Annotated in this window: 20 protein-coding genes and 3 rRNA genes; 8 read left to right on the top strand and 15 right to left on the bottom strand. The window is 50.1% G+C overall.

All coding sequences use genetic code 11. The features are described from left to right. Positions 1-48 precede the first annotated feature (48 nt). From ACGHM3_RS00410 to ACGHM3_RS00390, 5 genes are all read right to left on the bottom strand, one after another. Entirely contained in the window at positions 49-711 is a 663-nt protein-coding gene (locus tag ACGHM3_RS00410) for an ABC transporter ATP-binding protein (protein ID WP_345416302.1), read from the bottom strand. A gap of 323 nt (positions 712-1,034) precedes the next feature. Further along, on the bottom strand, positions 1,035-1,280 hold the full coding sequence (locus ACGHM3_RS00405) for a hypothetical protein (RefSeq protein WP_345416305.1): 246 nt from the start codon (positions 1,278-1,280) through the stop codon (positions 1,035-1,037). A 174-nt stretch (positions 1,281-1,454) separates the two neighbouring features. Further along, positions 1,455-1,871: a hypothetical protein gene (locus ACGHM3_RS00400; RefSeq protein WP_345416307.1), complete on the bottom strand. Its 417-nt coding sequence runs from the start codon at positions 1,869-1,871 to the stop codon at positions 1,455-1,457. Between the two features lie 259 nt (positions 1,872-2,130). Then, complete coding sequence (gene katG / locus ACGHM3_RS00395) at positions 2,131-4,392, bottom strand: catalase/peroxidase HPI (protein WP_390517730.1); 2,262 nt, start codon at positions 4,390-4,392, stop codon at positions 2,131-2,133. A gap of 359 nt (positions 4,393-4,751) precedes the next feature. Beyond that, positions 4,752-5,384 carry a LysE family translocator gene (locus ACGHM3_RS00390; RefSeq protein WP_345416310.1) on the bottom strand — a complete coding sequence of 211 codons (633 nt, stop codon included), beginning with the start codon at positions 5,382-5,384 and terminating at the stop codon, positions 4,752-4,754. 234 nt (positions 5,385-5,618) lie between these two features. On the opposite strand from ACGHM3_RS00390, the gene ACGHM3_RS00385 reads away from it, so the two are divergent. Further along, on the top strand, positions 5,619-5,963 hold the full coding sequence (locus tag ACGHM3_RS00385) for a type II toxin-antitoxin system RelE/ParE family toxin (protein ID WP_345416313.1): 345 nt from the start codon (positions 5,619-5,621) through the stop codon (positions 5,961-5,963). Then, complete coding sequence (locus tag ACGHM3_RS00380; RefSeq protein WP_345416316.1) at positions 5,953-6,261, top strand: addiction module antidote protein; 309 nt, start codon at positions 5,953-5,955, stop codon at positions 6,259-6,261. Before ACGHM3_RS00385 ends, ACGHM3_RS00380 begins: the two co-directional genes overlap by 11 nt. Before the next feature lie 279 nt (positions 6,262-6,540). Here the strand turns inward: ACGHM3_RS00380 and rrf are convergent. The 7 genes from rrf to ACGHM3_RS00345 all read right to left on the bottom strand — a co-directional run bounded on the left by rrf (position 6,541) and on the right by ACGHM3_RS00345 (position 15,946). Then, positions 6,541-6,656 (bottom strand): 5S ribosomal RNA (gene rrf / locus ACGHM3_RS00375). Positions 6,657-6,825: 169 nt separating this feature from the next. Beyond that, a 23S ribosomal RNA gene (locus ACGHM3_RS00370) occupies positions 6,826-9,699 on the bottom strand. A gap of 545 nt (positions 9,700-10,244) precedes the next feature. Next, positions 10,245-11,782 (bottom strand): 16S ribosomal RNA (locus tag ACGHM3_RS00365). Together the 16S, 23S and 5S rRNA genes form the textbook arrangement of a ribosomal RNA operon. 67 nt (positions 11,783-11,849) lie before the next feature. Further along, the gene (locus ACGHM3_RS00360; RefSeq protein ID WP_345427238.1) at positions 11,850-12,284 is read right to left on the bottom strand and encodes a hypothetical protein; all 435 of its coding nucleotides are present in this window, start codon (positions 12,282-12,284) and stop codon (positions 11,850-11,852) included. A gap of 334 nt (positions 12,285-12,618) precedes the next feature. Next, positions 12,619-14,349: a diguanylate cyclase gene (locus ACGHM3_RS00355; RefSeq protein WP_345427236.1), complete on the bottom strand. Its 1,731-nt coding sequence runs from the start codon at positions 14,347-14,349 to the stop codon at positions 12,619-12,621. A 131-nt stretch (positions 14,350-14,480) separates the two neighbouring features. Beyond that, positions 14,481-15,113, bottom strand: coding sequence for a thiol:disulfide interchange protein DsbA/DsbL (locus ACGHM3_RS00350; RefSeq protein WP_345427234.1), 633 nt, complete (start codon positions 15,111-15,113; stop codon positions 14,481-14,483). A 185-nt stretch (positions 15,114-15,298) separates the two neighbouring features. Beyond that, the gene (locus tag ACGHM3_RS00345; protein ID WP_345427232.1) at positions 15,299-15,946 is read right to left on the bottom strand and encodes a c-type cytochrome; all 648 of its coding nucleotides are present in this window, start codon (positions 15,944-15,946) and stop codon (positions 15,299-15,301) included. A 228-nt stretch (positions 15,947-16,174) separates the two neighbouring features. Here ACGHM3_RS00345 and yihA point away from each other — a divergent pair, with 228 nt between their 5' ends. Next, positions 16,175-16,825: a ribosome biogenesis GTP-binding protein YihA/YsxC gene (yihA, locus tag ACGHM3_RS00340; RefSeq protein ID WP_345427230.1), complete on the top strand. Its 651-nt coding sequence runs from the start codon at positions 16,175-16,177 to the stop codon at positions 16,823-16,825. Positions 16,826-17,187: 362 nt separating this feature from the next. Here the strand turns inward: yihA and ACGHM3_RS00335 are convergent, their stop codons facing one another. After that, positions 17,188-17,766: a glutathione S-transferase family protein gene (locus ACGHM3_RS00335; protein ID WP_345427228.1), complete on the bottom strand. Its 579-nt coding sequence runs from the start codon at positions 17,764-17,766 to the stop codon at positions 17,188-17,190. A gap of 248 nt (positions 17,767-18,014) precedes the next feature. Here ACGHM3_RS00335 and ACGHM3_RS00330 point away from each other — a divergent pair, with 248 nt between their 5' ends. The 3 genes from ACGHM3_RS00330 to ACGHM3_RS00320 are packed head-to-tail and all read left to right on the top strand — an operon-like array spanning position 18,015 to position 19,113. After that, positions 18,015-18,317, top strand: a complete 303-nt coding sequence (locus ACGHM3_RS00330) for a hypothetical protein (RefSeq protein WP_345427226.1) — start codon at positions 18,015-18,017, stop codon at positions 18,315-18,317. A gap of 37 nt (positions 18,318-18,354) precedes the next feature. Continuing rightward, complete coding sequence (locus ACGHM3_RS00325) at positions 18,355-18,801, top strand: hypothetical protein (protein ID WP_345427224.1); 447 nt, start codon at positions 18,355-18,357, stop codon at positions 18,799-18,801. A 42-nt stretch (positions 18,802-18,843) separates the two neighbouring features. Next, a complete protein-coding gene (locus ACGHM3_RS00320; protein ID WP_345427222.1) occupies positions 18,844-19,113 on the top strand; it encodes a hypothetical protein in 270 nt (89 codons plus the stop codon). Positions 19,114-19,181: 68 nt separating this feature from the next. Here ACGHM3_RS00320 and polA read toward each other — a convergent pair whose 3' ends face one another. Together polA and ACGHM3_RS00310 are read right to left on the bottom strand one after the other, a co-directional pair. After that, complete coding sequence (polA, locus tag ACGHM3_RS00315) at positions 19,182-21,902, bottom strand: DNA polymerase I (RefSeq protein ID WP_345427220.1); 2,721 nt, start codon at positions 21,900-21,902, stop codon at positions 19,182-19,184. 7 nt (positions 21,903-21,909) lie between these two features. After that, positions 21,910-22,827: a metal ABC transporter solute-binding protein, Zn/Mn family gene (locus ACGHM3_RS00310; RefSeq protein ID WP_345427218.1), complete on the bottom strand. Its 918-nt coding sequence runs from the start codon at positions 22,825-22,827 to the stop codon at positions 21,910-21,912. Between the two features lie 84 nt (positions 22,828-22,911). Between ACGHM3_RS00310 and znuC the strand changes: the two genes are divergently transcribed. Together znuC and znuB are read left to right on the top strand one after the other, a co-directional pair. After that, complete coding sequence (gene znuC, locus ACGHM3_RS00305) at positions 22,912-23,649, top strand: zinc ABC transporter ATP-binding protein ZnuC (protein WP_345427216.1); 738 nt, start codon at positions 22,912-22,914, stop codon at positions 23,647-23,649. 27 nt (positions 23,650-23,676) lie between these two features. Then, on the top strand, positions 23,677-24,465 hold the full coding sequence (gene znuB / locus ACGHM3_RS00300; protein WP_345427214.1) for a zinc ABC transporter permease subunit ZnuB: 789 nt from the start codon (positions 23,677-23,679) through the stop codon (positions 24,463-24,465). Positions 24,466-24,574: the final 109 nt, after the last annotated feature.

Genomic DNA, 24,574 nt, shown 5'->3' with positions numbered 1-24,574 from the left:
GCCAATGGCGCTTAGCGTGCTGAACGAATACCCCAAGCACAACCCACATCATAGGTTAGTAAGCGGCTCTAATTGCCCATGTTTAATCACCACAGCCCGATCTGCCCGGGCGGCGATCTCCTTTGCGTGGGTGACCACTACCAAGGCTGCACCGTGGGATTTGGCCAGGCTAAATAGGCAATCCGCTACGGTATCGCTGGTGGCTTCATCCAGGTTGCCGGTGGGCTCGTCCGCCAGGATCAATTTGGGGGAATGGATAAGCGCTCTGGCAATGGCAACCCGCTGTTGCTCGCCACCGGATAAGTCACCAATGGCCGAGTTCTGTTTGTGCTCCAGGCCCATACTCTGTAATAACAGCGCTAGGCGTTGCTGATAGGGCCGCTTTAGATAGCGCGCAGGTAGGGTAATGTTGTCTACCACAGAGAGGCAATCGATGAGGTTGAATTGCTGAAATACCATGCCTATGTGGGCCGCCCTGAAAGCGTCTCGCAGTGATTCAGCAAGGCCACTGGTTTCTTGCCCATCGATAACCACACTGCCAGAGTCGCTGGTAACTAACCCCGCTATGATATTCAGCAACGTGGACTTACCGCAGCCGGACGCGCCCATGATGGCCAGGGATTCGCCTGCGGCAACTTTTAGGGTAATACCGCTAAATAACGCTGCTGAGCTAGTAGCATAACGTTTACTGACTTTAGTCACCAACAGCATCGATCTAGCACCTGCCAATTTCGAGACATTGCAATTTACATAGGGATATTTACTATGGCTATATACGGTAAACTAAATAGATGGTTTTACAACCGCTAGTTTTTATAATACTGCGGTAGATGCGCGAAAAGCTTGTGCCTAGGCGGGAGAAAATAGTCTAAAACGAACAGTTAGACGAAGTGTGTTTTTAGCGGCTGGGAACTCGCCTCTTAAATGTTGTGGTTACTTCTTAATTTTGCGTTACGCACAATATGTAGATGCGCTGCTTTAGCCTTGGAGATTATCAACGCATTACCTCGATGTGCTCTCTTTTGGAGAGCAAGTTACAAACGCGCCAAACCACTATCACATTGGTAGTAACGCCACTCCACACTGCGTAGTCTACCATTTACCAATACGCTAGCACTTTCTACTTCACCGGTGGCTACGCAATTATTGGCTTGTAGATATTCGTTATTCGCAGAGCGAAATGGATTTTGGGCGTGGGCCATACTAAAGGCTATGGTACCGACAAATAAAAAGCTGGCCAACCAAATAGACTTGCTATAATGCGAATGATTAAACGGCATATTACTTCCTTGTAAACTGGTGCTCCTGAGAATGCGCTCAAAATATTCTTAATCTAAGCATCGGTCAACGTATTCTATTTTCTGGTCGATTTATTCAGATAACGTGGCAGCAATCCGTGGTTAGCGGTTTTTTGAGTCGCCCTTAATATAAGCCGGTTTTATTTTATCGACGCCTTATCGATAGGTTGGTTGGCCTCGATATAATCCAGAAAACTCTTTGCCATCGCGCCAGCGTTGATACATTTTACCGCCGCATTCGATGGTTTCGTTGTTGTCGATGAGTTCTTTAAGAGTAGGTGGCGCCGGGCTTGTTTCCATGGGTATGGCCGACTCTTGGCGGATATTTACCACGGTATTGTCTGTGGCATTGAGCTTTGCGGCCGTGTTACCAACACCGGCAAATACCATTAATTCAGCCAATGAGGCTTGCAGTGCTTCGGAATCCGTTAGCTCTGCGTATTCGGTTAATAGATGCAAAAAATCCGGATTAGACAACAGTAATTTAACGCCCAATTCATCGCGGACGATTTGAATACATTGTTTGGCTGCGCGTACGGCTTTTGGGTTAATCATCCAGCTACGGTCGTTCATGTGTCATCTCCGAGCACGTTAAATTAAGGTTTGTTATTAGTATAAGATTTGCTCTTGTGATCAGGTTCACAGTCCGACAAACCTGAATAACTTTTACGCGTTACGCTGAAATTTTATGCCGTAAAGATTACTGACGTGACAAGCGTTGCACCGATGCAGTGCGGATAAAGGAAGGGCTTTTTGAGGTGAGGGTTCGTGATTACAAAACTAATAGGTAGAAATAGAAAGCCCGCCGGAAATCCGGCGGGCATAAAACAAATTACATATCGTGGCGGTCCGCCGTCATTACTTTGACCCAAGCACTGACAAAGTCTTCTACGAAACGCTGCTTAGAGGTATCAAACGCATACACTTCAGCCACGGCGCGCAACTCGGTATTGGAGCCAAAAATTAAATCCACCGGTGTTGCAGTAAATTTAACTTTGCCGGATTTACGATCTACGCCTTCGTAAAGGCCATCGTCACCGGCTTTACGCCATTTGGTAGACATATCCAACAACTCTACAAAGAAGTCGTTATTTAATGTCCCTGGCTTACTGGTGAATACACCGTGTTTGCTACCGTCTGCATTAGCACCTAAGGATCGCAAACCGCCTACCAATACCGTCATTTCTGGTACGGTGAGCGCAAGCTGGTCCGCCTTATCAACCAACGCTTCTGCGGGCGATAAATAGTGTTCCGTGCTGTAGTAGTTTGTAAAGCCGTCTGCTTTAGGCTCTAACAGGCTGAAGGAGTTGACGTCGGTTTGCTCCTGGGTGGCATCGCCACGGCCGGGAGTAAACGGAACCGATACATTCATACCAGCATCGGCAGCGGCTTTTTCAATACCGGCAGCACCGGCAAGCACGATTAAATCCGCCAAAGAAACCTGCTTCTTGCCAGATTTTTCATTAAAGCTTTGCTGAATTTTTTTCAATTCGGTAACAACCTTGGCGGTGTCTTTCGGGTTGTTTACGGCCCAATCTTTTTGCGGCGCTAGCGCAATGCGTGCACCATTCGCGCCACCGCGCATATCGGTATCTCGGTAGGACGCTGCAGCAGCCCAGGCTACGCGCACTAATTCACTGGTGGAGATACCGGTATCTAAAACCTCACGTTTTAGTTTGGCAACGTCTTTGTCACCAATAAGCTTGTAAGTAGGCTTATCGATTGGGTCTTGCCAAATGTGAACTTCGCTGGGAATTTCTCCGCCAATGTAGTTATCGATGGGGCCCATATCACGGTGAGTTAGCTTGTACCACGCTTTTGCAAAGGCTAGGCGGAATTCCTCAGGGTCGGCCACAAAGCGTTCGGCGATTTTCCGGTACTCTGGGTCAAATTTAAACGCCATGTCTGCCGTGGTCATTACTGGCGGGTTGTATTTACCTTTTACGTGGGCATCTGGCACAGTCTTGTGCAGTGCTTTATCTTTAGGCTGCCATTGCACAGCACCGGCTGGGCTGCGGGTAAGCTCCCATTCGTTGTTTAACAGGTTTTGTAAGTACAGCGAACTCCAGCGTGTGGGTGCTTGGGTCCAAGCGCCTTCCAGTCCGCTGGTGATGGTGTCTTCGGAGTGGCCTTTACCGCAGTTGTTTTTCCAACCAAAACCTTGTTCTTCAATCGGCGCGCCGCCGGGCTCTGGCTCTAAGCAGTCAGCCGGTTTGTGCGCACCGTGCAATTTACCAAAGGTATGGCCACCAGCAACCAGGGCCAGTGTTTCTTCGTCGTTCATTGCCATGCGCGCAAAGGACTCACGAATATTTTTTGCCGAGCCCACTGGGTCTGGTTTGCCGCCAGGGCCCTCTGGGTTTACGTATATCAAACCCATGTGTACAGCAGCCAGAGGCTTTTCTAATTTGCCATCTTTGCCTCGGCGGTCACTGGCCAGCATGACTACCTCTGGGCCCCAGTAAACCATGTCTGGTTCCCAGTCATCATCGCGACCGGCAGCAAAACCGTAGGTTTTAAAGCCCATGTTTTCCAATGCGACGTTACCCGCCAAAACGATTAAGTCGCCCCAGGAAATGTGCTCGCCGTACTTTTGCTTTACCGGCCAAAGTAATCTGCGGGCTTTATCAAGGCTGGCGTTATCTGGCCAGCTGTTAAGCGGATCGAATCGCTGTTGGCCACCACCGGCGCCTCCACGGCCATCCATGGTTCGGTAGGTACCGGCCGAGTGCCAAGTCATCCGAATAAACAATGGCCCGTAGTTACCCCAGTCTGCAGGCCACCAGTCTTGGGAATCAGTTAGCACTGTATTGATATCGGCTTTTAAAGCGTTGTAGTCGAGTTCTGCAAACGCTTTGGCGTAATCAAAATCTTCGCCCAGCGGGTTTGAACGTGAATCGTGATCTCGTAAACGGCTGAGATCCAGTTGTTCTGGCCACCAAAATAGATTGGATTTTGCTTGGTTTGGTGCCACCTTGCCCATACCAACCGCTCCACCTGGCTTGGTCATTTCGGCGGTGCTGGCCGGTGTGCTGACCGCTAAAGATACCGCAACGGCTAACGCGCTTAGCATCAGTTTTTTAGAATTTATCATAGGGATTACCTTGTCCTTCTTCGTCTAAAGATGTTTTTATATTGAAATAATACGTTGCGACTAAAGTGACTCGGGCTTACAGCGAGCAACAACGTAATGCATCTTTATACGGCATTACAAGAACAATTAGAGCTTGGAACTCTATATCGAATTGATTAAGCAAATTTATCTAGAATTTTTAATTATGATTTTTAATAACAAATGTATTTTTAACTCGGAATTCATTAGGTAAATAGCTAATGACAATCAGCTCGATAGTTTATTAGTTCTAATACAGATCGGCCTGACGCTATTTATCAAATCACAAATAGCATAAAACCAGTTATGCGATTCTTTTATCGCATACCCAGCTTGCGGTACTAATCATCGCTCACCAAAGCTAACCTCAGCCCAAGCCCCGCGAGTAAGACTCCGGTTCCTTTAGTGATGTACGCCATTATCTTTGGGTTTTGTTTTAGGTGGGCACTTGCCAGTCCAGACAACCAGGCCAAGCCTACACACCAAATGGTACTGGTTGTTACAAACACACAACCCAAGAACATAAAGCTCAAAAAGTAAGAGCTTGTATTTGGCTCAATAAACTGCGGTAGAAATGCCAAAAAGAACAACGCTACTTTGGGATTTGAAACGTTGGTCAGTAAGCCTTGCTTAAACGCTGCCACTCCACTCGAGCGACCAAAGCTATTGGGGTTGCCCATGGATACGGGTTTGGATAGCAGCATCTTTATGCCGAGATAGATCAAGTACCCAGCGCCTATAAATTTGACCGCCATAAACGCCGTGTGTGAGGCCGTTATGATCGCCGATAAGCCGATGGCCGCTGCAAACGTATGGCATAACGCACCGCCAGAAATCCCCAGCGCAGACGCAACACCGATACGTTTACCCTGGGACAAACTACGACCAAGCACATAGAAGGTATCCGGCCCGGGTATTAGGTTAAGTAATATGCACGCCAGTAGGAATGCTTCAAAGTGGACGATGCCAAACATGCCAGTTGCCTTACAGTGGATTACGAAGGTTACGTTAATCGATTAGTGTTCTCGGTGGTAGTGTGTGGATTGTGTAGTCATCTTATCTCACCGCCAGAAATTGTGGTGTTGTTCTTGTAAATTGGAATTCAGTGACGACTTACATACAAGCAAGTGGGGTTTATAAGGCATTTTGGATACACTCAAGGACAGACTTTAATTGCATCATGTATCCTTTAGGATACTATATAGGTTATGGCTGAGAAGACAAACATTATCCATGAGTACACGGACAGTCAGGGCAAAAGCCCTTATGCCGACTGGCTTCGCGGTCTACGTGACAATAGAGCAAAGGCTAAGATAATCATGCGGGTAGATAAAATGGAGCTCGGGCTTTTTGGTGATGTTGAGCCAATTGGCGAAGGTTTAAGCGAGCTTCGTATCGATTACGGCCCTGGTTACCGGGTGTATTACGGTAAAGAAGGTCAGCAAGTGTTCTTACTGCTGTGTGGCGGTGATAAATCCACTCAGTCAAAAGACATTAAGAAAGCTAAATTGTATTGGAAAGATCACAAGCGGAGGTATCAACATGGCGCGTAATATAAGAGCGACACACAATGAACAGTTGCGCGATCCTGAAATAGCCGCAGAGTACTTAAGCGAAGCCCTAGAAGACGGTGATGCTGCCGTTATCCTAATGGCTTTACGCAATATTGCCGAGGCCCAAGAAGACGGTATCAGCGGATTAGCCGAGCGCGCCCATCTTGGTCGAGAAAGCATGTATAAGATGCTCTCAACAAGCGGCAACCCCAAGCTATCGAGCTTTACAAAGCTCATTCACGGCCTTGGACTCAAGCTGAAAGTAGAGGCTGAGTCCAACCACCGACCTGTCATTTAATAACTTGCTTCCGCGTCACAGCTTCGCTAAAAAATAAAAACTAGACGTTTCGTATACAGAATGAAAGACCGGCGGGCCGCGTAGGTACCATTGCTGATTCGGGGCTTTAGGATAGAAGCTTGATTGATCGGCAGGATAGCCGATCAAGACAACCGAAGGTTGCCCGTAGGGGGACCAGACATGGATGTCTGTCATCACCATGACCTAATCCGAAGGATTGGTCATCGGCAAGCTGAAATGAAAAAAGCCCAGCCAAATTGGCTGGGCTTTTGAATAGAAGCTTGACGATGACCTACTCTCACATGGGGAAACCCCACACTACCATCGGCGATGTCACGTTTCACTACTGAGTTCGGGATGGGATCAGGTGGTTCCAAGACTCTATGGTCGTCAAGCAATTCTGTAGGAGGCACTGCGCTGGGCAATGTCTCGCAATAGGGTGTGGTCGATAAAGTAGATTGATATCGCTTTCAAAGTACCTTGTCTTGGTGTTGGTTTATAACCAACTCTGTCCAGGACATTGGTGTTACTGATCTGTGGCGCTTAAACAGCAGATTCAGTTATATGGTCAAGCCGCACGGGCAATTAGTACTGGTTAGCTCAACGCCTCACAACGCTTACACACCCAGCCTATCAACGTCTTAGTCTTAAACGGCCCTTTAGGGGAATCAAGTTCCCAGGGAAAGCTTATCTTGAAGGAGGCTTCCCGCTTAGATGCTTTCAGCGGTTATCCCGTCCGAACGTAGCTACCGGGCAATGCCATTGGCATGACAACCCGAACACCAGCGGTTCGTTCACTCCGGTCCTCTCGTACTAGGAGCAACTCTTCTCAACTTTCCAACGCCCACGGCAGATAGGGACCGAACTGTCTCACGACGTTCTAAACCCAGCTCGCGTACCACTTTAAATGGCGAACAGCCATACCCTTGGGACCGGCTTCAGCCCCAGGATGTGATGAGCCGACATCGAGGTGCCAAACACCGCCGTCGATGTGAACTCTTGGGCGGTATCAGCCTGTTATCCCCGGAGTACCTTTTATCCGTTGAGCGATGGCCCTTCCATACAGAACCACCGGATCACTATGACCTACTTTCGTACCTGCTCGACTTGTCAGTCTCGCAGTCAAGCTGGCTTGTGCCATTACACTAACCTCATGATTTCCGACCATGATTAGCCAACCTTCGTGCTCCTCCGTTACTCTTTGGGAGGAGACCGCCCCAGTCAAACTACCCACCAGACACTGTCCGCAATCCAGATAATGGACCAGCGTTAGAACCCCAAACATACCAGGCTGGTATTTCAAGATTGGCTCCACGACAACTAGCGTCATCGCTTCAAAGCCTCCCAGCTATCCTACACAAGTAGGCTCAGAGTTCAGTGTCAAGCTATAGTAAAGGTTCACGGGGTCTTTCCGTCTAGCCGCGGGAACGCAGCATCTTAACTGCGAATTCAATTTCACTGAGTCTCGGGTGGAGACAGCGTGGCCATCATTACGCCATTCGTGCAGGTCGGAACTTACCCGACAAGGAATTTCGCTACCTTAGGACCGTTATAGTTACGGCCGCCGTTTACCGGGGCTTCGATCAAGAGCTTCGCACAAGTGCTAACCCCATCAATTAACCTTCCGGCACCGGGCAGGCGTCACACCCTATACGTCCACTTACGTGTTTGCAGAGTGCTATGTTTTTAATAAACAGTTGCAGCCACCTGGTCACTTCGACTGCCAACAGCTCAACTCCGATTGGATCACCGTCAGCAGCGTACCTTCTCCCGAAGTTACGGTACCATTTTGCCTAGTTCCTTCACCCGAGTTCTCTCAAGCGCCTTGGTATTCTCTACCTGACCACCTGTGTCGGTTTAGAGTACGGTTCTGTGTTATCTATGCTTAGAAGCTTTTCCTGGAAGCAGGGCATCAACCACTTCATCCTCAAAGAGGACTCGTCGTCACCTCTCGGCCTTAAGATCCCGGATTTACCTAAAATCTCAGCCTACTAGCTTAAACGTGGACAACCAACGCCACGCTGGCCTAGCCTTCTCCGTCCCTCCATCGCAATAACACAAAGTACGGGAATATTAACCCGTTTCCCATCGACTACGCCTTTCAGCCTCGCCTTAGGGGCCGACTAACCCTGTCCCGATTAGCGTTGGACAGGAACCCTTGGTCTTCCGGCGAGGGGGTTTTTCACCCCCTTTATCGTTACTCATGTCAGCATTCGCACTTCTGATACCTCCAGCAAACTTCACAGTTCACCTTCAGCGGCTTACAGAACGCTCCCCTACCATATTCGAAAATATCCGCAGCTTCGGTTCTCAGTTTGAGCCCCGGTAAATCTTCCGCGCAGGCCGACTCGACTAGTGAGCTATTACGCTTTCTTTAAAGGGTGGCTGCTTCTAAGCCAACCTCCTAGCTGTCTAAGCCTTCCCACATCGTTTCCCACTTAACTGAGATTGGGGACCTTAGCTGGCGGTCTGGGTTGTTGCCCTTTCGACGACGGACGTTAGCACCCGCCGTCTGTCTGCCATGATTGCACTCCTCGGTATTCGGAGTTTGCATGGGGTTGGTAAGTCGGGATGACCCCCTAGCCCAAACAGTGCTCTACCCCCGAGGGTGAGACATGACGCACTACCTAAATAGTTTTCGGGGAGAACCAGCTATCTCCCGGCTTGATTAGCCTTTCACTCCGACCCACAGCTCATCCGAATCTTTTTCAACAGATGGCGGTTCGGTCCTCCAGTGCCTGTTACGGCACCTTCAACCTGGCCATGGGTAGATCGCCGGGTTTCGGGTCTATTGCCTGCAACTATACGCCCTATTAAGACTCGGTTTCCCTACGGCTCCCCTAAATGGTTAACCTTGCTACAGACAATAAGTCGCTGACCCATTATACAAAAGGTACGCAGTCACAGAATAAATCTGCTCCTACTGCTTGTATGCACACGATTTCAGGTTCTATTTCACTCCCCTCTCCGGGGTTCTTTTCGCCTTTCCCTCACGGTACTGGTTCACTATCGGTCAGTTAGGAGTATTTAGCCTTGGAGGATGGTCCCCCCATCTTCAGTCAAGATAACACGTGTCCCGACCTACTTAATATGTCATTACTGCGTTTTCGTGTACGGGGCTATCACCCTCTATCGCCCAACTTTCCAGATGGTTCCACTAACACAATAACAATCGGCTACTCCCCGTTCGCTCGCCGCTACTTAGGGAATCTCGGTTGATTTCTTTTCCTCCGGGTACTTAGATGTTTCAGTTCCCCGGGTTCGCCTCTTACACCTATGTATTCAGTGCAAGATACCTGTAAACAGGTGGGTTGCCCCATTCGGAAATGTGAGGATCAAAGCATGTTTGCCGGCTCCCCTCACCTTATCGCAGGCTCCTACGTCCTTCATCGCCTCTAACTGCCAAGGCATCCGCCGTGTGCACTTAGTCGCTTGACCATATAACTCAAGCTACTGTTTTGGCGCCTTTCACGCCATTGCGACTTACAATGTTTGATAGTGTTCATCTGTTTTAAACCTCAACTTAAACTGCAAGCTAAAACCAAAACAAACAAACGTTCTCTTTGATTGCAATCTTGTAACGATAATATCACCGGACAGAGTTTTGTTTTTAAACACGATAACTCTTCATAAATTGAAACAATTTCTTGTCACGATTCACTTAAGTTACGGCACTTAAACTCGGTCACTTTGAAAGTGTTAATTTTAATATCACGCTTACGCGCAAACTCAAAACTAACGACTCAGCAATATCAATACTATTACTTTATCTTCCACTTTTTTAAAGAACTCAAACCCGCTCGGAGTTTGATTTTTAAAACACTTAAGACTTTCGCCTTACCTTAAGGCTTTTAATAAAAGCTGATTGCAATAACTCAATCACAAAAGCTTTAAGGTAAAGCGAAACGCTTACCGCAGCCTAAGCTGCAATAACAAGAAACAAGCAATGCGTGTGGAAACTTACGAAGATGTCAGCTTTCGTTTAAGGAGGTGATCCAGCCCCAGGTTCCCCTAGGGCTACCTTGTTACGACTTCACCCCAGTCATGAATCACACCGTGGAGACCGTCCTCCGAAGTTAGACTAGCCTCTTCTGGTGCAACCCACTCCCATGGTGTGACGGGCGGTGTGTACAAGGCCCGGGAACGTATTCACCGTAACATTCTGATTTACGATTACTAGCGATTCCGACTTCATGGAGTCGAGTTGCAGACTCCAATCCGGACTACGAACAGTTTTATGAGATTAGCTCCACCTCGCGGCTTCGCAACCCTTTGTACTGCCCATTGTAGCACGTGTGTAGCCCTACTCGTAAGGGCCATGATGACTTGACGTCGTCCCCACCTTCCTCCGGTTTGTCACCGGCAGTCTCCTTAGAGTTCCCAGCCGAACTGATGGCAACTAAGGATAAGGGTTGCGCTCGTTACGGGACTTAACCCAACATCTCACGACACGAGCTGACGACAGCCATGCAGCACCTGTCTCAGAATTCCCGAAGGCACTCCCGTATCTCTACAGGATTCTCTGGATGTCAAGAGTAGGTAAGGTTCTTCGCGTTGCTTCGAATTAAACCACATGCTCCACCGCTTGTGCGGGCCCCCGTCAATTCATTTGAGTTTTAATCTTGCGACCGTACTCCCCAGGCGGTCTACTTATCGCGTTAGCTGCGCCACTAAAATCTTAAAGATCCCAACGGCTAGTAGACATCGTTTACGGCGTGGACTACCAGGGTATCTAATCCTGTTTGCTACCCACGCTTTCGCACCTCAGCGTCAATGTCAGCCCAGACAGTCGCCTTCGCCACTGATGTTCCTTCAGATCTCTACGCATTTCACCGCTACACCTGAAATTCCACTATCCTCTGCTGCATTCTAGTTACCCAGTTCCAAATGCAGTTCCCAGGTTGAGCCCGGGGATTTCACATCTGGCTTAAATAACCGCCTACGCGCGCTTTACGCCCAGTAATTCCGATTAACGCTTGCACCCCTCGTATTACCGCGGCTGCTGGCACGAAGTTAGCCGGTGCTTCTTCTGTTGTTAACGTCAATGATCCTAGGTGTTAACTAGAACCCCTTCCTCACAACTGAAAGTGCTTTACAACCCGAAGGCCTTCTTCACACACGCGGCATGGCTGGATCAGGGTTGCCCCCATTGTCCAATATTCCCCACTGCTGCCTCCCGTAGGAGTCTGGGCCGTGTCTCAGTCCCAGTGTGGCTGATCATCCTCTCAGACCAGCTACAGATCGTCGCCTTGGTAGGCCTTTACCCCACCAACTAGCTAATCTGACGCGGGCTCATCGAATAGCAAGAGGTCCGAAGATCCCCCTCTTTCCCCCGTAGGGCGTATGCGGTATTAGCTTAAGTTTCCCTAAGTTGTCCCCCACTACTCGGTAGATTCCCACGCGTTACTCACCCGTCCGCCGCTCGACGCCTCCTAGCAAGCTAGGTTCGTTTCCGCTCGACTTGCATGTGTTAGGCCTGCCGCCAGCGTTCAATCTGAGCCATGATCAAACTCTTCAGTTTAATTTCTTTGAATTACTCTAAATACTGCTTGATGCGAACATCAAATCTAGGTAACTCCAAACTTAGCTCAACGCTTAATCGTCATTCTTAACTGGTTATGCTCACCCCAAGATAACTTGAGATAAACAGAACGTTTGAATTGTCGGACTTGCGTTGATAAATCATATGGCTGATTCATCTCCGCAAGTTCCCACACGCATTGCTTGTTTAACTTGTTAAAGTACCAAAGGCGCGCCAGGCGCTCTTCGTAGGCCGCGTCACCCGTGGGTTTGGCGGCTGCTTGAAGGGTTTGGTTAGGGCTTGTTTTCTGCCCCGCCTTCAAGCTAGGGATGCGCATTATACGGATCCGATTTCCTTTGTAAAGCATTAATTTTAAAAACTTTTCAAAGGCTCTTGTGCGGTGCCAACGACTGTAAAAGCTGTGGCGGTAGCGCTGCGCGCTGTTGCTCAAGAGGGCGCGAACTATACGCCCAGGAATTTTTTGTGGCAACCGTTTTTTCAAAATAATTGAAAACTTTTTAATTGCCTCAGAATGTTGAATTTTTGTGCTTCTCTGCTAGACCAACACTTAAGGTACAAGAAGCCACTTCTTAGTCGCCACTTCCGATCGGCCTTTTCTGACTCCAAAGTGCCCCGCGCGGCTAGCCCAAATAGTAAAATGCCATTTGTAACAGCAAACTAACCCCAACTAAAGGCAACAGCCATTTACTCACTGCCGCTAACCTTGGGCTGTTTTGGCCCAACCCGCTGCGCTCTATCAGCGGCACCAGTATTAACAAGGCGACAATCAGTACGACAAGGACGATAAGTAGATTCATAGTAAGCTCAGTAACGGGTTATAGAGCCGACACGCAATTTCTGCCCTCCTGTTTGGCGTTGTATAGGGCTTGGTCGGCTCGCTCGAAAGCGGTTTCTACGCTGTCGCCTTCCGTGAACTGCGTTACACCAAAGGAAGCCGTGATGGTGACGGGCTCATCTTTGAATTTGTACTGGGTTTTAGACAACGATACACGTAATTTGTCCAAGGCAACCTTGGCATCCTCGCAGGCTGTCTCTGGTAGTAGCATGACAAATTCTTCTCCCCCATACCTTGCCACAAAATCAACACTGCGCAGTTTATCTCGTAATAACTTACCTAGGATCTTTAGCACCCGGTCTCCAGCTTGATGGCCATAGGTGTCGTTAAAGCGTTTAAAGTGATCGACATCCACCACTGCCACCGACAACGGCCGCTGGTATCGCTGCCACCGATTAAGCTCCTCTTGGGCGCGCTGCCCATACGCGGCCCGATTGGGCAATTGGGTTAGAGCATCATGGGTGGCCTTGTGTTTTTGGTTCTCCAGTTCTTGCTGAAGAATGTCATTTTTGGCCTGCAGCTCGTCCAGTTGGGTTTGCATGGCCTGCATGACCTGGCTGGACGACACCGCTTGGTCTTCGGCAGTGCTGACCAGGCTTATGGTAGCGTTTAGATCTCGAACATGGTTGTTAACCGAGGCCTTGAGCGCATCTAGCTCTGTGGTTTTTTCAACCTCTAACAGCAATTGAGACTCCTGGCTTTGGAGTTGTTTTTTAACCTTTTGATGGTGGGCCACCTGGCGCAGCTGGCCGTCAATTAGCTCTGCCCAATTTTGCTTAATAGCGATTAACGTGCTGTCTACTTCTTTTAAGTAGCCGGCAAATTGATCGTTAGCGGTTTTTTGCATGCTAGCGAACAGGTTACGCACCTGCTCTAGCATGGCGATCATTTCATACCAATTGAGACCCTCTTCTAATTTATTTTTGGCCTCAACAAATTGCTCTTTAACGCCGGAATCGACCTCGGCGGATTGCGCCAACTCTTGCAGAATAAACTGAATCTTAGCCTGGATACTGGCAAAGCCCGCCTCCACTTGCTGTTGCGAACTTACCGGGGCCACCGGTTCGGCAGCCGGCGAAGCAGGCTCCCTGGCCAGCGATGAATCGTTGGCTTTATCTACCAAGGCTGGCATCTCTTCTCCAGCCGAAGCTTCTTCACCACCGCCACTTTCATCTCCGATTAGTGGCTCAACCTCACCTGCCTGTGAGTGTTCGATATCCAGTGTGGGGCTCGCGCCAAATAGCTTGGCCAGCTTACCTGGTTTTTTGGTGATAACGCTGCGCAACACCTGATCGTGCAAGGTGACGATTTCTTTTAATAGCTGCGGGTAGGCGTGGTGGTTTTTCACACGCTGCGGCAACAATTTTTGGTAGTGCTTGAGCTTTTTTGTGACCTCGACATCCGGGTTGAGATCCAGCAACGCAAACACCATAGCGGTAAGCGAGTCTTTACTTACTGCCTCGCGAGTTGGTTTGCGATCACGTACCTTGTTGGCCGCCACTACAATTTGATCCGACTTAACGGGACGGGCGGATTGCTGATCCAATAATGGCTCTAGCAACTCGTCTAGCTCTGGGTCCAACCCCATAGCGGCGCCAGCCATGGATTGCAAGCAAGCTCTAAGATGCTGAATCTGTTTAGTGCTGCGCTTTTCGGCATTCTCTTGATCTTCGAGTGCCTGTAGGTATTTCTCACGCCAATTGGAGGTCACTTTTGCCGGTCTCTTTATTCGGTTTTAGAACCAAGAGTATAGACGGCGGTACAGGTGTGGACTGCTGGAAAGCGGGGGGGGGGCGAAGCATCAGCGGGCCGGGCGACCCACTGAATGTTGCCAAAGGCGGATTAGCTGCCTTGGCTGTTGCGGATTTTTTCTACCAAGAAGTCTGCCACTTGCAGCATTTTTTCTTGGCTACCGGCCATACGAGCGCTAATGCGATACTGGCCATCGACGATGACTTCCGGAGTTCCGGTGATGCCATACCCGCGTGCCTTGGAGTTAGCAATGTTCACTTGGCTCACAACACCGAATGAGCGGTAGGTTTTGCGGAAATCTTCTTCACTGACACCGTGCTTTTCGAAGAAATCGACCAGTGCTTGTTCGTTATCCAGGCGCGCGCGCTGACTGTTGAGGGCATCGAACAATGGCTGATGCAGTGTATCTAACTTATTCAGCGCTTTTGCAGTAAAAAACGCCTTGGCGTGAACTTCCATGGGCCCGTTCCAAATAGCAGGTAACTGTACGACATTCACGTCTTCAGCCTGCTCTGCTTTCCAGCTTTGAAGCATGGGTTCAAAGGTGTAACAGTGGCCACAACCGTACCAAAACACTTCGGTAACCTCTATCTTGGATGGGTCTACGGTGGCAACCTTTTGCGCCAACTTCTGATAGTGTACCCCTTCTTTAAAGGCATCCTCGGCAAAGGCTGATCCAACTAGGCCAAAGACTATGGCCAATGTAGCTGCTATCAGTCGCATAAAAATCTCCATCTTTAAATTACAAAGCCAGCTTTAGACTCCAAAAGCACGATGGGTTCCTTGGAGTTACCGTAACTGGCAATTTATAGCCGCCAAAAGGTCGTAACTGCGCCCTTTGGCAGGCAATAACCACAAAAAAGGCGGCCTAGGCCGCCTCTCTAATACTACCGCGCCAAGCTTAATGCTTAGTTAAGGCCTGCGATGTAGTTTGCCAATGCTTTAAGTTCTGCGTCTGATAGGCCTTTGGCCACGGAACGCATGGTCATTGGGTCACCGTCGTTGGTGCGCTCACCGGCGCGGAAAGCACGCAACTGCTTTTCTATGTACTCTGGGTACTGGCCACTAAGACGGGGATAGCCAGCGGGCGAATTGCCTTGGCCGGTTGGGCTGTGACAGCCCATACAGGCAGGTACACCCGTTTCTTTATTACCGCCACGGTATACTTTAGCGCCTAGCTCTAAGCCATCGACCTCCACACCAGCGTTGGTAAGAAGTTGCAGATCTTTAGCACCGCTGAGCTGCATGGTTTGAGCGGCGTAGTAGGCTGCGATGTCTTCCATGTCTTGATCGGAAAGCGGATCCAAGATACCGGTCATTTCCATAATGACTCGGGCACCGGATTTCACATCTTTAAGCTGCTTATATATGTACTTCTCACCCAGCCCTGCCAATTTTGGGAAGGTGGGCATCATGCTGTTGCCATCTGCACCGTGACAGGCAGCACAGGTTGCCGCTTTGTCTTTACCGGCGGCAGCGTCGCCCGCAGCCAGGGCGGTTTGTGCAGCGCACCCTAGGGCAACTGCGAAAAATGCGTGTTTAACTATCTTATACATTGGCTAATCCGTGGAGTCTTATGACTATCTAACGTGTTAGGTGCTAAAACCACGCGGATTTTATACGTAAGAGCGTGATAATGACACACCCCCTATCGGCGGTAGTTCGTAATTGGTGGTTTTGCTATTGAACTATCGCCCGTACAATCCGGCGTTAGGGCGCAATATTATATACGATGCGCTCATATAGACACTAATTTTTCTAAGGACTTGCCCTGCAATCGACCTATGTCAAAACTCGACTTTCGTAAAGCCGCCTTTTTTCAAAGCGCACCAACCCTCGCCACCTGCCCTCCAGAAGTGGGCCGGGAAGTTGCCTTTGCGGGGCGTTCCAACGCCGGCAAATCCAGCGCTATCAATTGTTTAACCGGCAACGGCAAACTGGCGCGAACCAGTAAGACCCCCGGTCGCACGCAGCTGATCAACTATTTCCAACTCGGCGACGAGCCACTGTATTTGGTGGATTTACCCGGCTATGGCTTTGCCAAGGTGCCGCTGGCCACCAAAAAAGAGTGGGACAAGAACCTCTCGGAGTACTTGTACGAGCGGCAGAGCCTGGTTGGTTTGGTTCTACTGATGGATATTCGCCAACCCATGAAAGAGTTCGATACCATGATGTTGAACTGGGCCGTTGAACGGGAGATGGCGGTGCAAATACTGCTAACTAAGGCCGATAAACTTAAGAAAGGCCCTGCCAAATCCACGCAATTTGCCGTACAAAAGCAACTAAAAGAGGCAAACATCGACGATTTGGTATCAGTTCAGCTGTTTTCTTCGCTTAAAAAATCCGGAGTAGAGCAACTGGCTACCACGCTTAACCAATGGCTACAGCCAGAGCCGCCAACACTGGCCTGTGAACCAATGAGCGAACCGGAATAACAAGATTTTACTTAATTAGGCTGGCGCGAAGACTGCGAGCAGGGTATGGTACTGCGGGTGTGTGAGACTAGAGCCATCACAAAGGCCAAAAAAAAGAAAGCCCCAACCACAATCGTGGCCGGGGCACAACACACACTTTAGGGAGAGCTCGCCGACTGACTTGTAAGAGTAGTCGGCAGAAGCTTTGAGCCTATGTCACCACCATAACCTAGGCTCGTATACTCTGACTGCCCTTATTGGAGTTTGTTCACTCCAAGTCGAAATTTTTTTCACCTTTACGTAAACTTTACACTAGGCGCCAACCCCAGTCCGCGCGGCTAGACACCAAACCACAGCCGGGCGACGCCTCTGCTCGCGCTGCGCTAGGCCTGAGGTACGGTGGCCAGCACACTGGGGCGATTGGCAAACGGCGCCAAAGCTGCCTCAATTGCCGGGTATACTGAAAGATCCCTGAGCTGTCGAAACTCCACCCAGCCAACTAGCGTTAACAGTGCGATAGTGGGGTAATCCCACTGGGCAAATGCGCCCTGCTCCGCCTGCGTCTCCAACCAATCAAAACAGGCCTCCACTCGACCAATTTGCAGGTCGTAGAACAGCTTGGATTCGTCCACAGTCAATCCGGAGTTTTTACTCTGCATAATGATGATAAGTGAATCCGTAGCTGCATCCACCGCGCTGATCAGATTGTGTTGTTGTACCGTGAGCGGGTCTGCGCCTGCTTGCATTAACCAGTACTGTGAGATGACACCGGAATCGTAGATCACGTTGTCGTCTATTTTTAACACCGGCAATTTGCGAATGGGCGAAATATCGGAGAACGCTTGCCGCGCGGTTTGTTCATACACATTGACCGGTTCAAACTGATAGTCGCTGTCTTCTAACAACAAACGAATTCTGCGCACGTAGGGCGATGTGGTGGACCCATATAAAATTGTTGTCATAAAAAATCTCTTCTTTAAAACGTTAATAAAAATATTATTTGTAACTTGTTCAAAAACACAATCTACCGTGTGTAAAAGCTTCCTGACAAATGAATTTTTGTGCTGAGTGGTCCGCTAGAACGCCCGTAATTACGGGATTTCATTTTTTGGCAAGCCTTTTGCGTTAGTAATATTACAATCGGAAACAGCCAAGCCGTTTCCTCCAACGCAATTATGCGCAACAAAATAGGCACACCAGGAGTTTCACCATGAGTAAAGCAAACACCATTACAGAACCTACCAACCACACCGTTGCTGAGCGCGTTGCTGCGGCAGCCCATAACGCCATCGACCAAGCAAGCCCGAAGCTCGAGCAAATGGAGCAGCGCCTGCGCACTGGCAGCGAAGATACCTCGGCTTACGTCAAAGAAAAGTCTGATGAGGCCAAGCAAAAATTTAATGATGGCCTTGAGCAGTCGAAAGACTTCGCGCGCCGCAACCCAGTGCTAACCATTGGCGCCGCATTTACTGCCGGCGCTTTAGTAGCCGCTCTATTGGGCAAACGTAAGTAATCAGTTACAGCCCTAGAGCAAGTGTAGAGAAAGAACCGTGCAACACACGACACAGAGCACACAGCAGCCCTTCGGTGCGCGAGAGAATATCGCACCGGCACCCGGCGGAGTCCGTACCGAAGACTTCGCTGCCGGAGCTGCCTTAGCCGGCAAATTTGGCTCGGCCAGTGCCCACAGCGTCAGTAGCCTATGGCGACTACTAGTCGCCGAATTAAACCTGTCTAAGATCAGTATTACTTTAGTTCTGATCACCTCTTCCCTAGTAGGGATGATGGTTTTGTCAGCGTGGTTAGGCATTTTAGCGCTGGTGGGTGTGTTGCTGGTTACCTCCGCAGGCTGGAGTCTTGCGGCCACAATACTTACATTGATAGTCGCCCAGCTGATGATTATTTTCGGCTTGGTGTACGCGCTCAAAGGGTTTATCGATTCTATCGGCATCCCTAAGACCGAGCGGTTAATAAAGATCGTATTATCTGAGTCCTAGCGCACTGATCAAATAGACTGCGCACGTATGTGAGACTTGAACATGTTGAATCATTACCTTGCTCAAAAAAAACAATGCCGCAAAGATGAATTAGATGCTTACGAGAGCCTCATTGAAAATGTATCGGCTGCTCGTAACATGGGTGCTTGGTGCAGCCACCAAGCAGAGAAACCCAAGGTACTGCTTTCTTCTGCAGCGCTGGGTGCGCTCTATGGGCTCGCCGGCGGCAAAGCGACCTTTGCCAAAGCCTACGCCACGCGAAAAATTATCGTACAAGCACGGCGCACTCTACTCAAATTCTATATGGCCTAGTCCACTGCTGTTGTTATAACCACTGTTATATACCACACTTTATTTATCACGCTAGGCAGAAAGAGGCGCTAGTGCGCCTCGTCCCAGCTGTCCCCTACACCGGCCTCCACCAATAAAGGCACACGCAAGTCCAACGCCTGTGACATCAAATCACACAGCTTCTGTTTCACGCCGTCTACTACCGATGCTTCCACTTCTAACACCAATTCATCGTGTACTTGCATAATGATACGAGCGTCTAGCTCGCTATCAGCGAGCCAGCTGTGTACTTGAATCATTGCTGTTTTAATAATATCCGCGGCACTGCCTTGCATGGGTGCGTTAATGGCCGTGCGCTCCGCAGCCTGGCGACGCATGCCATTTTTAGAGTTAATTTCTGGTAAATAGAGCCTGCGCCCCATCAACGTTTCTACGTAACCCTTTTCGGCAGCGCTGGCCCGGATCTCGTCCATAAATTCGGCTACGCCGGGGTAACGCTCAAAATATTTATCGATGTAACCTTGAGCGTCACCACGTGCAATATTGAGCTGGCGCGATAGGCCAAACGCGGACATACCGTAAATTAACCCAAAGTTAATGGCTTTAGCGCTGCGCCGCTGGTCCGAGCTGACGTTATCCACCTCTACACCAAACACTTCCGCAGCGGTGGCTTTGTGCACGTCCAAATCATTTTGAAACGCAGACAGTAAACCTTGGTCACCGGATAGGTGCGCCATTATTCGCAATTCTATTTGGGAATAATCCGCAGCCACCACCTTGTAGCCTTTGGGGGCAATAAACGCCTTGCGAATGCGACGGCCTTCGCTGGTGCGGATGGGAATATTTTGTAGGTTGGGATCGGACGACGATAATCGCCCGGTGGCGGCCACGGCTTGATGATAAGAGGTGTGGATACGACCGGATGCGGCATCCACCATCAGCGGCAGTTTATCAGTGTAGGTGGATTTTAATTTCGCCAAACCACGATACTCTAAAATCACCTTGGGCAACGGGTAGTCCAACGCCAACTCTTGCAATACATCTTCTGCGGTGGATGGCGTGCCGGTTTTGGTTTTTTTCAGCGCTGGGATTTCGAGTTTTTCAAACAGTATTTGGCCCAATTGTTTGGGCGAAGCCAAATTAAATTCTTCGCCGGCCAAGCCATAGGCTTCTTGCTCTATTTCGCCGAGGCGCTTAGCGATTTCGTCGCTTTGCTTATTTAACTGACTAACGTCCACCAGGGCACCGGTGCGTTCTATATCCGACAACACGGATACCAGCGGCACTTCGATGGTTTCCACCACGCTTTGTAGGGAGCTTTCTGCGCTTAATTTGGGCCACAGCGTGTTGTGCAGCTGCAGGGTAATGTCGGCATCTTCTGCGGCGTAGGGGCCGGCTTTGTCTAACTCAATTTGATTAAATGTGAGTTGCTTGACGCCTTTGCCGGCTATGTCTTCAAAATGAATGGTTTTTTTGTTGAGGTAAAATTCCGCTAGGCTGTCCATGTCGTGGCGCGTTGCAACGGAATTGAGCACGTAGGATTCCAACATGGTGTCGTACTCGATACCCTGCAAGGTAATGTCGTAGTTACGCAGTACGTTGCGATCGTACTTTAAGTTTTGGCCAACTTTTTTAACGCTGGGGTCTTCTAAAAGTGGCTTTAGCTTTTGCAGTAGTTCATCGCGGCTGATTTGCGCCGGTGCGCCTAGGTAGTCGTGGCCGCAGGGTACGTAGGCGGCCTCCCCGACTTGCACCGCAAACGATACACCCACGATCTCTGCCTGCATGTAATTTAGGCTGGTGGTTTCGGTATCAAAGGCGAACAACTCCGCCGCCGTGAGCTTTTCTAGCCATGTGTCTAACGCTTCGGCATCCAATATAATTTGGTAATCTTTTTCGATCTCGGGCTCCGCCTCAGCCACCGGCCCGTCGCTGGCTTTTTCTAGTTCGCTAACCCAAGATTTGAATTCGTACTCTTTGAATAACTCAAGCAATTGCGCTTGGTCGGGCTCGGGGTGCTTGATATCAGACAGCCCAACCTCTAGGGCAACATCGGTTTTAATGGTGGCCAGCTCGTAGGACAAATAGGCGTTGTCTTTGTTGTCTTCGAGTTTTTTGGCCATGGTTTTAGCGCCGCGAAAGCTCAGACCTTTGATTTTATCGAGGTTGTCGTAGATGGTATCTAAACTGCCCAGGCCTTGTAGCAACCCTAGAGCGGTTTTTTCGCCCACACCTGGAACGCCGGGGATGTTATCCACCTTGTCACCCATCAGCGCTAGGAAGTCGATAATTAGCTCCGGCGGTATGCCGAATTTATCTTGTACGCCTTGCGGGTCCATGGTGGTGTCGTTCATGGTGTTTACGAGGGTGACGTGGCTATTCACCAATTGCGCCATGTCTTTATCGCCGGTAGATACCACTACCTCGATGCCCTGCTCTATGGCTTGCCCTGCCAGCGTACCGATAACATCATCGGCTTCCACTCCATCGATGATAATCAGCGGCACGCCCATGGCTTTGATAATGCTGTGGATGGGTTCTATTTGGCTGCGCAGCTCATCCGGCATGGGTGGCCGATTGGCTTTGTATTCGGCATAGATCTCATCGCGGAAGGTTTTGCCTTTAGCATCAAAAATAACCGCTACGGGGCTGTCGGGGAAGTCTTTTTCCATACGGCGCAGCATGCTGATTACACCACGCACTGCGCCGGTTTCTTGGCCTTTGGTGCTGGTTAAACGCGGCATGGCATGGAATGCGCGGTATAAATAAGAGGAACCATCAACCAGTACTAGGGGGGCTTTTTTACTCATATTGTTTTTAATTGCTGTTGTTGTTCGTGGCTAAACCGGGTGCTAGGCAGTGTTCTACTTGGCGCACCATGGCAGAGATTAATTCAAGGTAACTGTTGGCTTGGGTACCGAGCGGGTCGTAGGGCGTGGCCCGCAAATTAAATTCTTGGGCCAGTTTATCGGCTTGTTTGGTGGGGTAATATGCCTCCACCAGCAGGCACTGCCCGGGGGTGATTTGCTGGCGCAATTGATGTAGGTACCGGGCACCGGGTTTGGATTCTGGGGTGCGCGTTACTGTTTGGTATTGGCGCAGGTTAAAGAACTGCTCAAAGTGTTGCGCGGCATCGTGGTACAGCAACCAGGGTTGTGCGCTCACCGCCTGCAAGCTCTGTTGCCACTGCCGTTGCTGTGCTTGTAACTGCTGGGTAAACCGGGCCAAGTTGGTAGCCAACGCGGGTTGCAAGCTTGGCTCTAACCGGCCAACGGCCTCCACAATTGCCTGGGCCATCACCAAGGCATTGGCCGGGCTCAGCCAGATATGCGGGTCCTGCCCGTTGTGACTGTTCTTTTGACTGTTGTTGTGGCTGTGGTCACTGCCTCTGGCAGGCCATTGCAACGCGGGCACGCTGGCCAAGGCCAGGTTGTCTTTGTTGCGCAGCACCGAGGTGAGAAAGGTCTCTAACTGGGGCCCAACCCAAACGATCACATCGGCTTGTTCTAGCATTCGCCGCTGGGAAACCGCCATTTGAAAGCCATGGGGCGTAACACCAGGCGGCAGTAGGCGCTGCACTTGCACCTGGGGTGCCAGAACTTCTCGGGCCAGCAGATACACCGGTTGAATACTGGCCACCACCGTGGTGGCCCGCACGGGGGCTGCCAGCAGCATCAGCGCGCTGATCAATAACAGGCAGAGCCCTGCCGGGTTGGGGTTTGTTTGGTTCTTCATTTACCCACTTTCAATACAATGGTCTAATAGCGGCCGCGGGAGTCCTATCGCCCGCAGTGATGATTTAAACCCCTGGGGAACCCTTTGACTCAATTGTTGGCCGCAAGCAACGTTCATTTTACGCGAGATGGCAAAGCAATTCTCAGCGATGTTCATCTGAGCTTGAGCGCAGGCGAGATACTAACGCTTATTGGCCCCAATGGCGCGGGTAAGACCACGCTGGTGAAGATATTGCTCAATTTGCAGGCGGCGGATTCCGGTGTGATCACCCGCAAACCCGGCGCTGTTGTAGGCTATATGCCACAAAAGTTGTTTATCGATGCCACCATGCCACTCACTGTGTATCGGTTTTTGGCCCTCACCCGCAGCGGCAAAGACGATATCGCCCGCGCATTAGCCAGGGTCGGCGTGGCCGACCTACGCCAACAAGCCATGAGTAAGCTGTCCGGTGGTGAGCTGCAGCGGGTGATGTTAGCCCGAGCTATTTTACGCAAGCCGGATATTCTGGTTTTGGATGAACCCGTTCAAGGCGTGGATATCGCCGGCCAATCGCAGTTGTATGGCTTAATTGGCCAACTGCGCGATGAGCTTCATTGTGGCGTGCTGATGATCTCCCACGATTTGCACCTGGTAATGGCGCAAACCGATACCGTTATTTGCCTAAACCACCATATCTGTTGCCAAGGCCACCCTGAAAACGTCAGCGCCGACCCGGCCTTTTTGGAGCTGTTCGGCCGCGAGCAAGACACTGGCGTGGCCATGTACACCCACCATCACGATCACCAACACCGCCATGGCAGCGGTGAATGCTGTGATCCTTAACTTGTTTTTAAGCGACTGAATGCCCTCGTGATACCTGAATTTATTGTACTTGCGCTGTTTGCCGGCCTGGCAGTAGCCATGGTTGCCGGCCCGCTGGGTTGCTTTGTGGTGTGGCGGCGCATGGCCTATTTTGGAGATACCTTGGCCCACTCCGCTTTATTGGGTGTGAGTTTTGGCTGGTTGTTTGATATCAATATCAATATTGCCGTTACCTGTGGCTGCTTAATTTTGGCCTTGTTGCTGGTTATGGCGCAGCAAAAACGCTTTTTAGCCACCGATACTCTGCTGGGAATTTTGTCCCACGCCACCCTGGCCCTCGGCTTGGTAATCGCCGCGACTCAATCAGACTACCGTCTGGATATCACGGCTTATCTATTCGGTGATTTATTGGCAGTGGAATGGGTGGACGCCATCACCATTGGCGCTATCAGTGTTTTGGTGTTGCTGGTTATTGTCGCCCTATGGCGGCCTATGCTGGCCATAACGGTGGACGAAGATTTAGCCCATGTTGAGAATGTGCCGGTGTTTTGGGTGCGCGCCAGCCTGATGTTGTTAATGGCCTTAGTGATTGCCATTGCTATGAAAGTGGTGGGTGTGTTGCTGATTACCGCGCTATTAATTATCCCCGCCGCCACCAGCCGCAAGCTGAGTAAAACCCCAGAACAAATGGCCATTTTTGCCAGCCTATTGGGAATGACTTCGGTGATCGGTGGCCTAACCGCCAGTTACTTCTGGGACAGCCCGGCCGGGCCATCTATTGTGTTGTGTGCGGCGATTTTGTTTTTGTTGAGCTTGGCCGCCAAGGAACACTGCTAAGAGGGATGATTAGCAGCGGCACTCACCGTAAGAGTCATCCGCTAGCTACTAGGAACTGGCATGTTTAATTAGGCTTAGCGAATACAAGAAGCATCACTGGGAACGGCAA

Origin of the sequence: Halioxenophilus aromaticivorans, from assembly GCF_042850945.1 — a bacterium.
Lineage (GTDB): Bacteria > Pseudomonadota > Gammaproteobacteria > Pseudomonadales > Cellvibrionaceae > Halioxenophilus > Halioxenophilus aromaticivorans.
Note: the sequence above shows the minus strand (reverse complement) of the source record. Positions and strands in the feature narration are given on the sequence as shown.

What these genes read in the sequence shown, in the direction of transcription:
- ACGHM3_RS00400 (WP_345416307.1), bottom strand. Translation starts at nt 1,871, where the DNA reads ATGAACGACCGTAGCTGGATGATTAACCCAAAAGCCGTACGCGCAGCC.
- polA (WP_345427220.1), bottom strand. Translation starts at nt 21,902, where the DNA reads ATGAGTAAAAAAGCCCCCCTAGTACTGGTTGATGGTTCCTCTTATTTA.
- ACGHM3_RS00405 (WP_345416305.1), bottom strand. Translation starts at nt 1,280, where the DNA reads ATGCCGTTTAATCATTCGCATTATAGCAAGTCTATTTGGTTGGCCAGC.
- ACGHM3_RS00330 (WP_345427226.1), top strand. Translation starts at nt 18,015, where the DNA reads ATGAGTAAAGCAAACACCATTACAGAACCTACCAACCACACCGTTGCT.
- ACGHM3_RS00345 (WP_345427232.1), bottom strand. Translation starts at nt 15,946, where the DNA reads ATGTATAAGATAGTTAAACACGCATTTTTCGCAGTTGCCCTAGGGTGC.
- ACGHM3_RS00310 (WP_345427218.1), bottom strand. Translation starts at nt 22,827, where the DNA reads ATGAAGAACCAAACAAACCCCAACCCGGCAGGGCTCTGCCTGTTATTG.
- ACGHM3_RS00320 (WP_345427222.1), top strand. Translation starts at nt 18,844, where the DNA reads ATGTTGAATCATTACCTTGCTCAAAAAAAACAATGCCGCAAAGATGAA.
- ACGHM3_RS00390 (WP_345416310.1), bottom strand. Translation starts at nt 5,384, where the DNA reads ATGTTTGGCATCGTCCACTTTGAAGCATTCCTACTGGCGTGCATATTA.
- ACGHM3_RS00380 (WP_345416316.1), top strand. Translation starts at nt 5,953, where the DNA reads ATGGCGCGTAATATAAGAGCGACACACAATGAACAGTTGCGCGATCCT.
- ACGHM3_RS00335 (WP_345427228.1), bottom strand. Translation starts at nt 17,766, where the DNA reads ATGACAACAATTTTATATGGGTCCACCACATCGCCCTACGTGCGCAGA.
- ACGHM3_RS00410 (WP_345416302.1), bottom strand. Translation starts at nt 711, where the DNA reads ATGCTGTTGGTGACTAAAGTCAGTAAACGTTATGCTACTAGCTCAGCA.
- ACGHM3_RS00385 (WP_345416313.1), top strand. Translation starts at nt 5,619, where the DNA reads ATGGCTGAGAAGACAAACATTATCCATGAGTACACGGACAGTCAGGGC.
- yihA (WP_345427230.1), top strand. Translation starts at nt 16,175, where the DNA reads ATGTCAAAACTCGACTTTCGTAAAGCCGCCTTTTTTCAAAGCGCACCA.
- ACGHM3_RS00350 (WP_345427234.1), bottom strand. Translation starts at nt 15,113, where the DNA reads ATGCGACTGATAGCAGCTACATTGGCCATAGTCTTTGGCCTAGTTGGA.
- katG (WP_390517730.1), bottom strand. Translation starts at nt 4,392, where the DNA reads ATGATAAATTCTAAAAAACTGATGCTAAGCGCGTTAGCCGTTGCGGTA.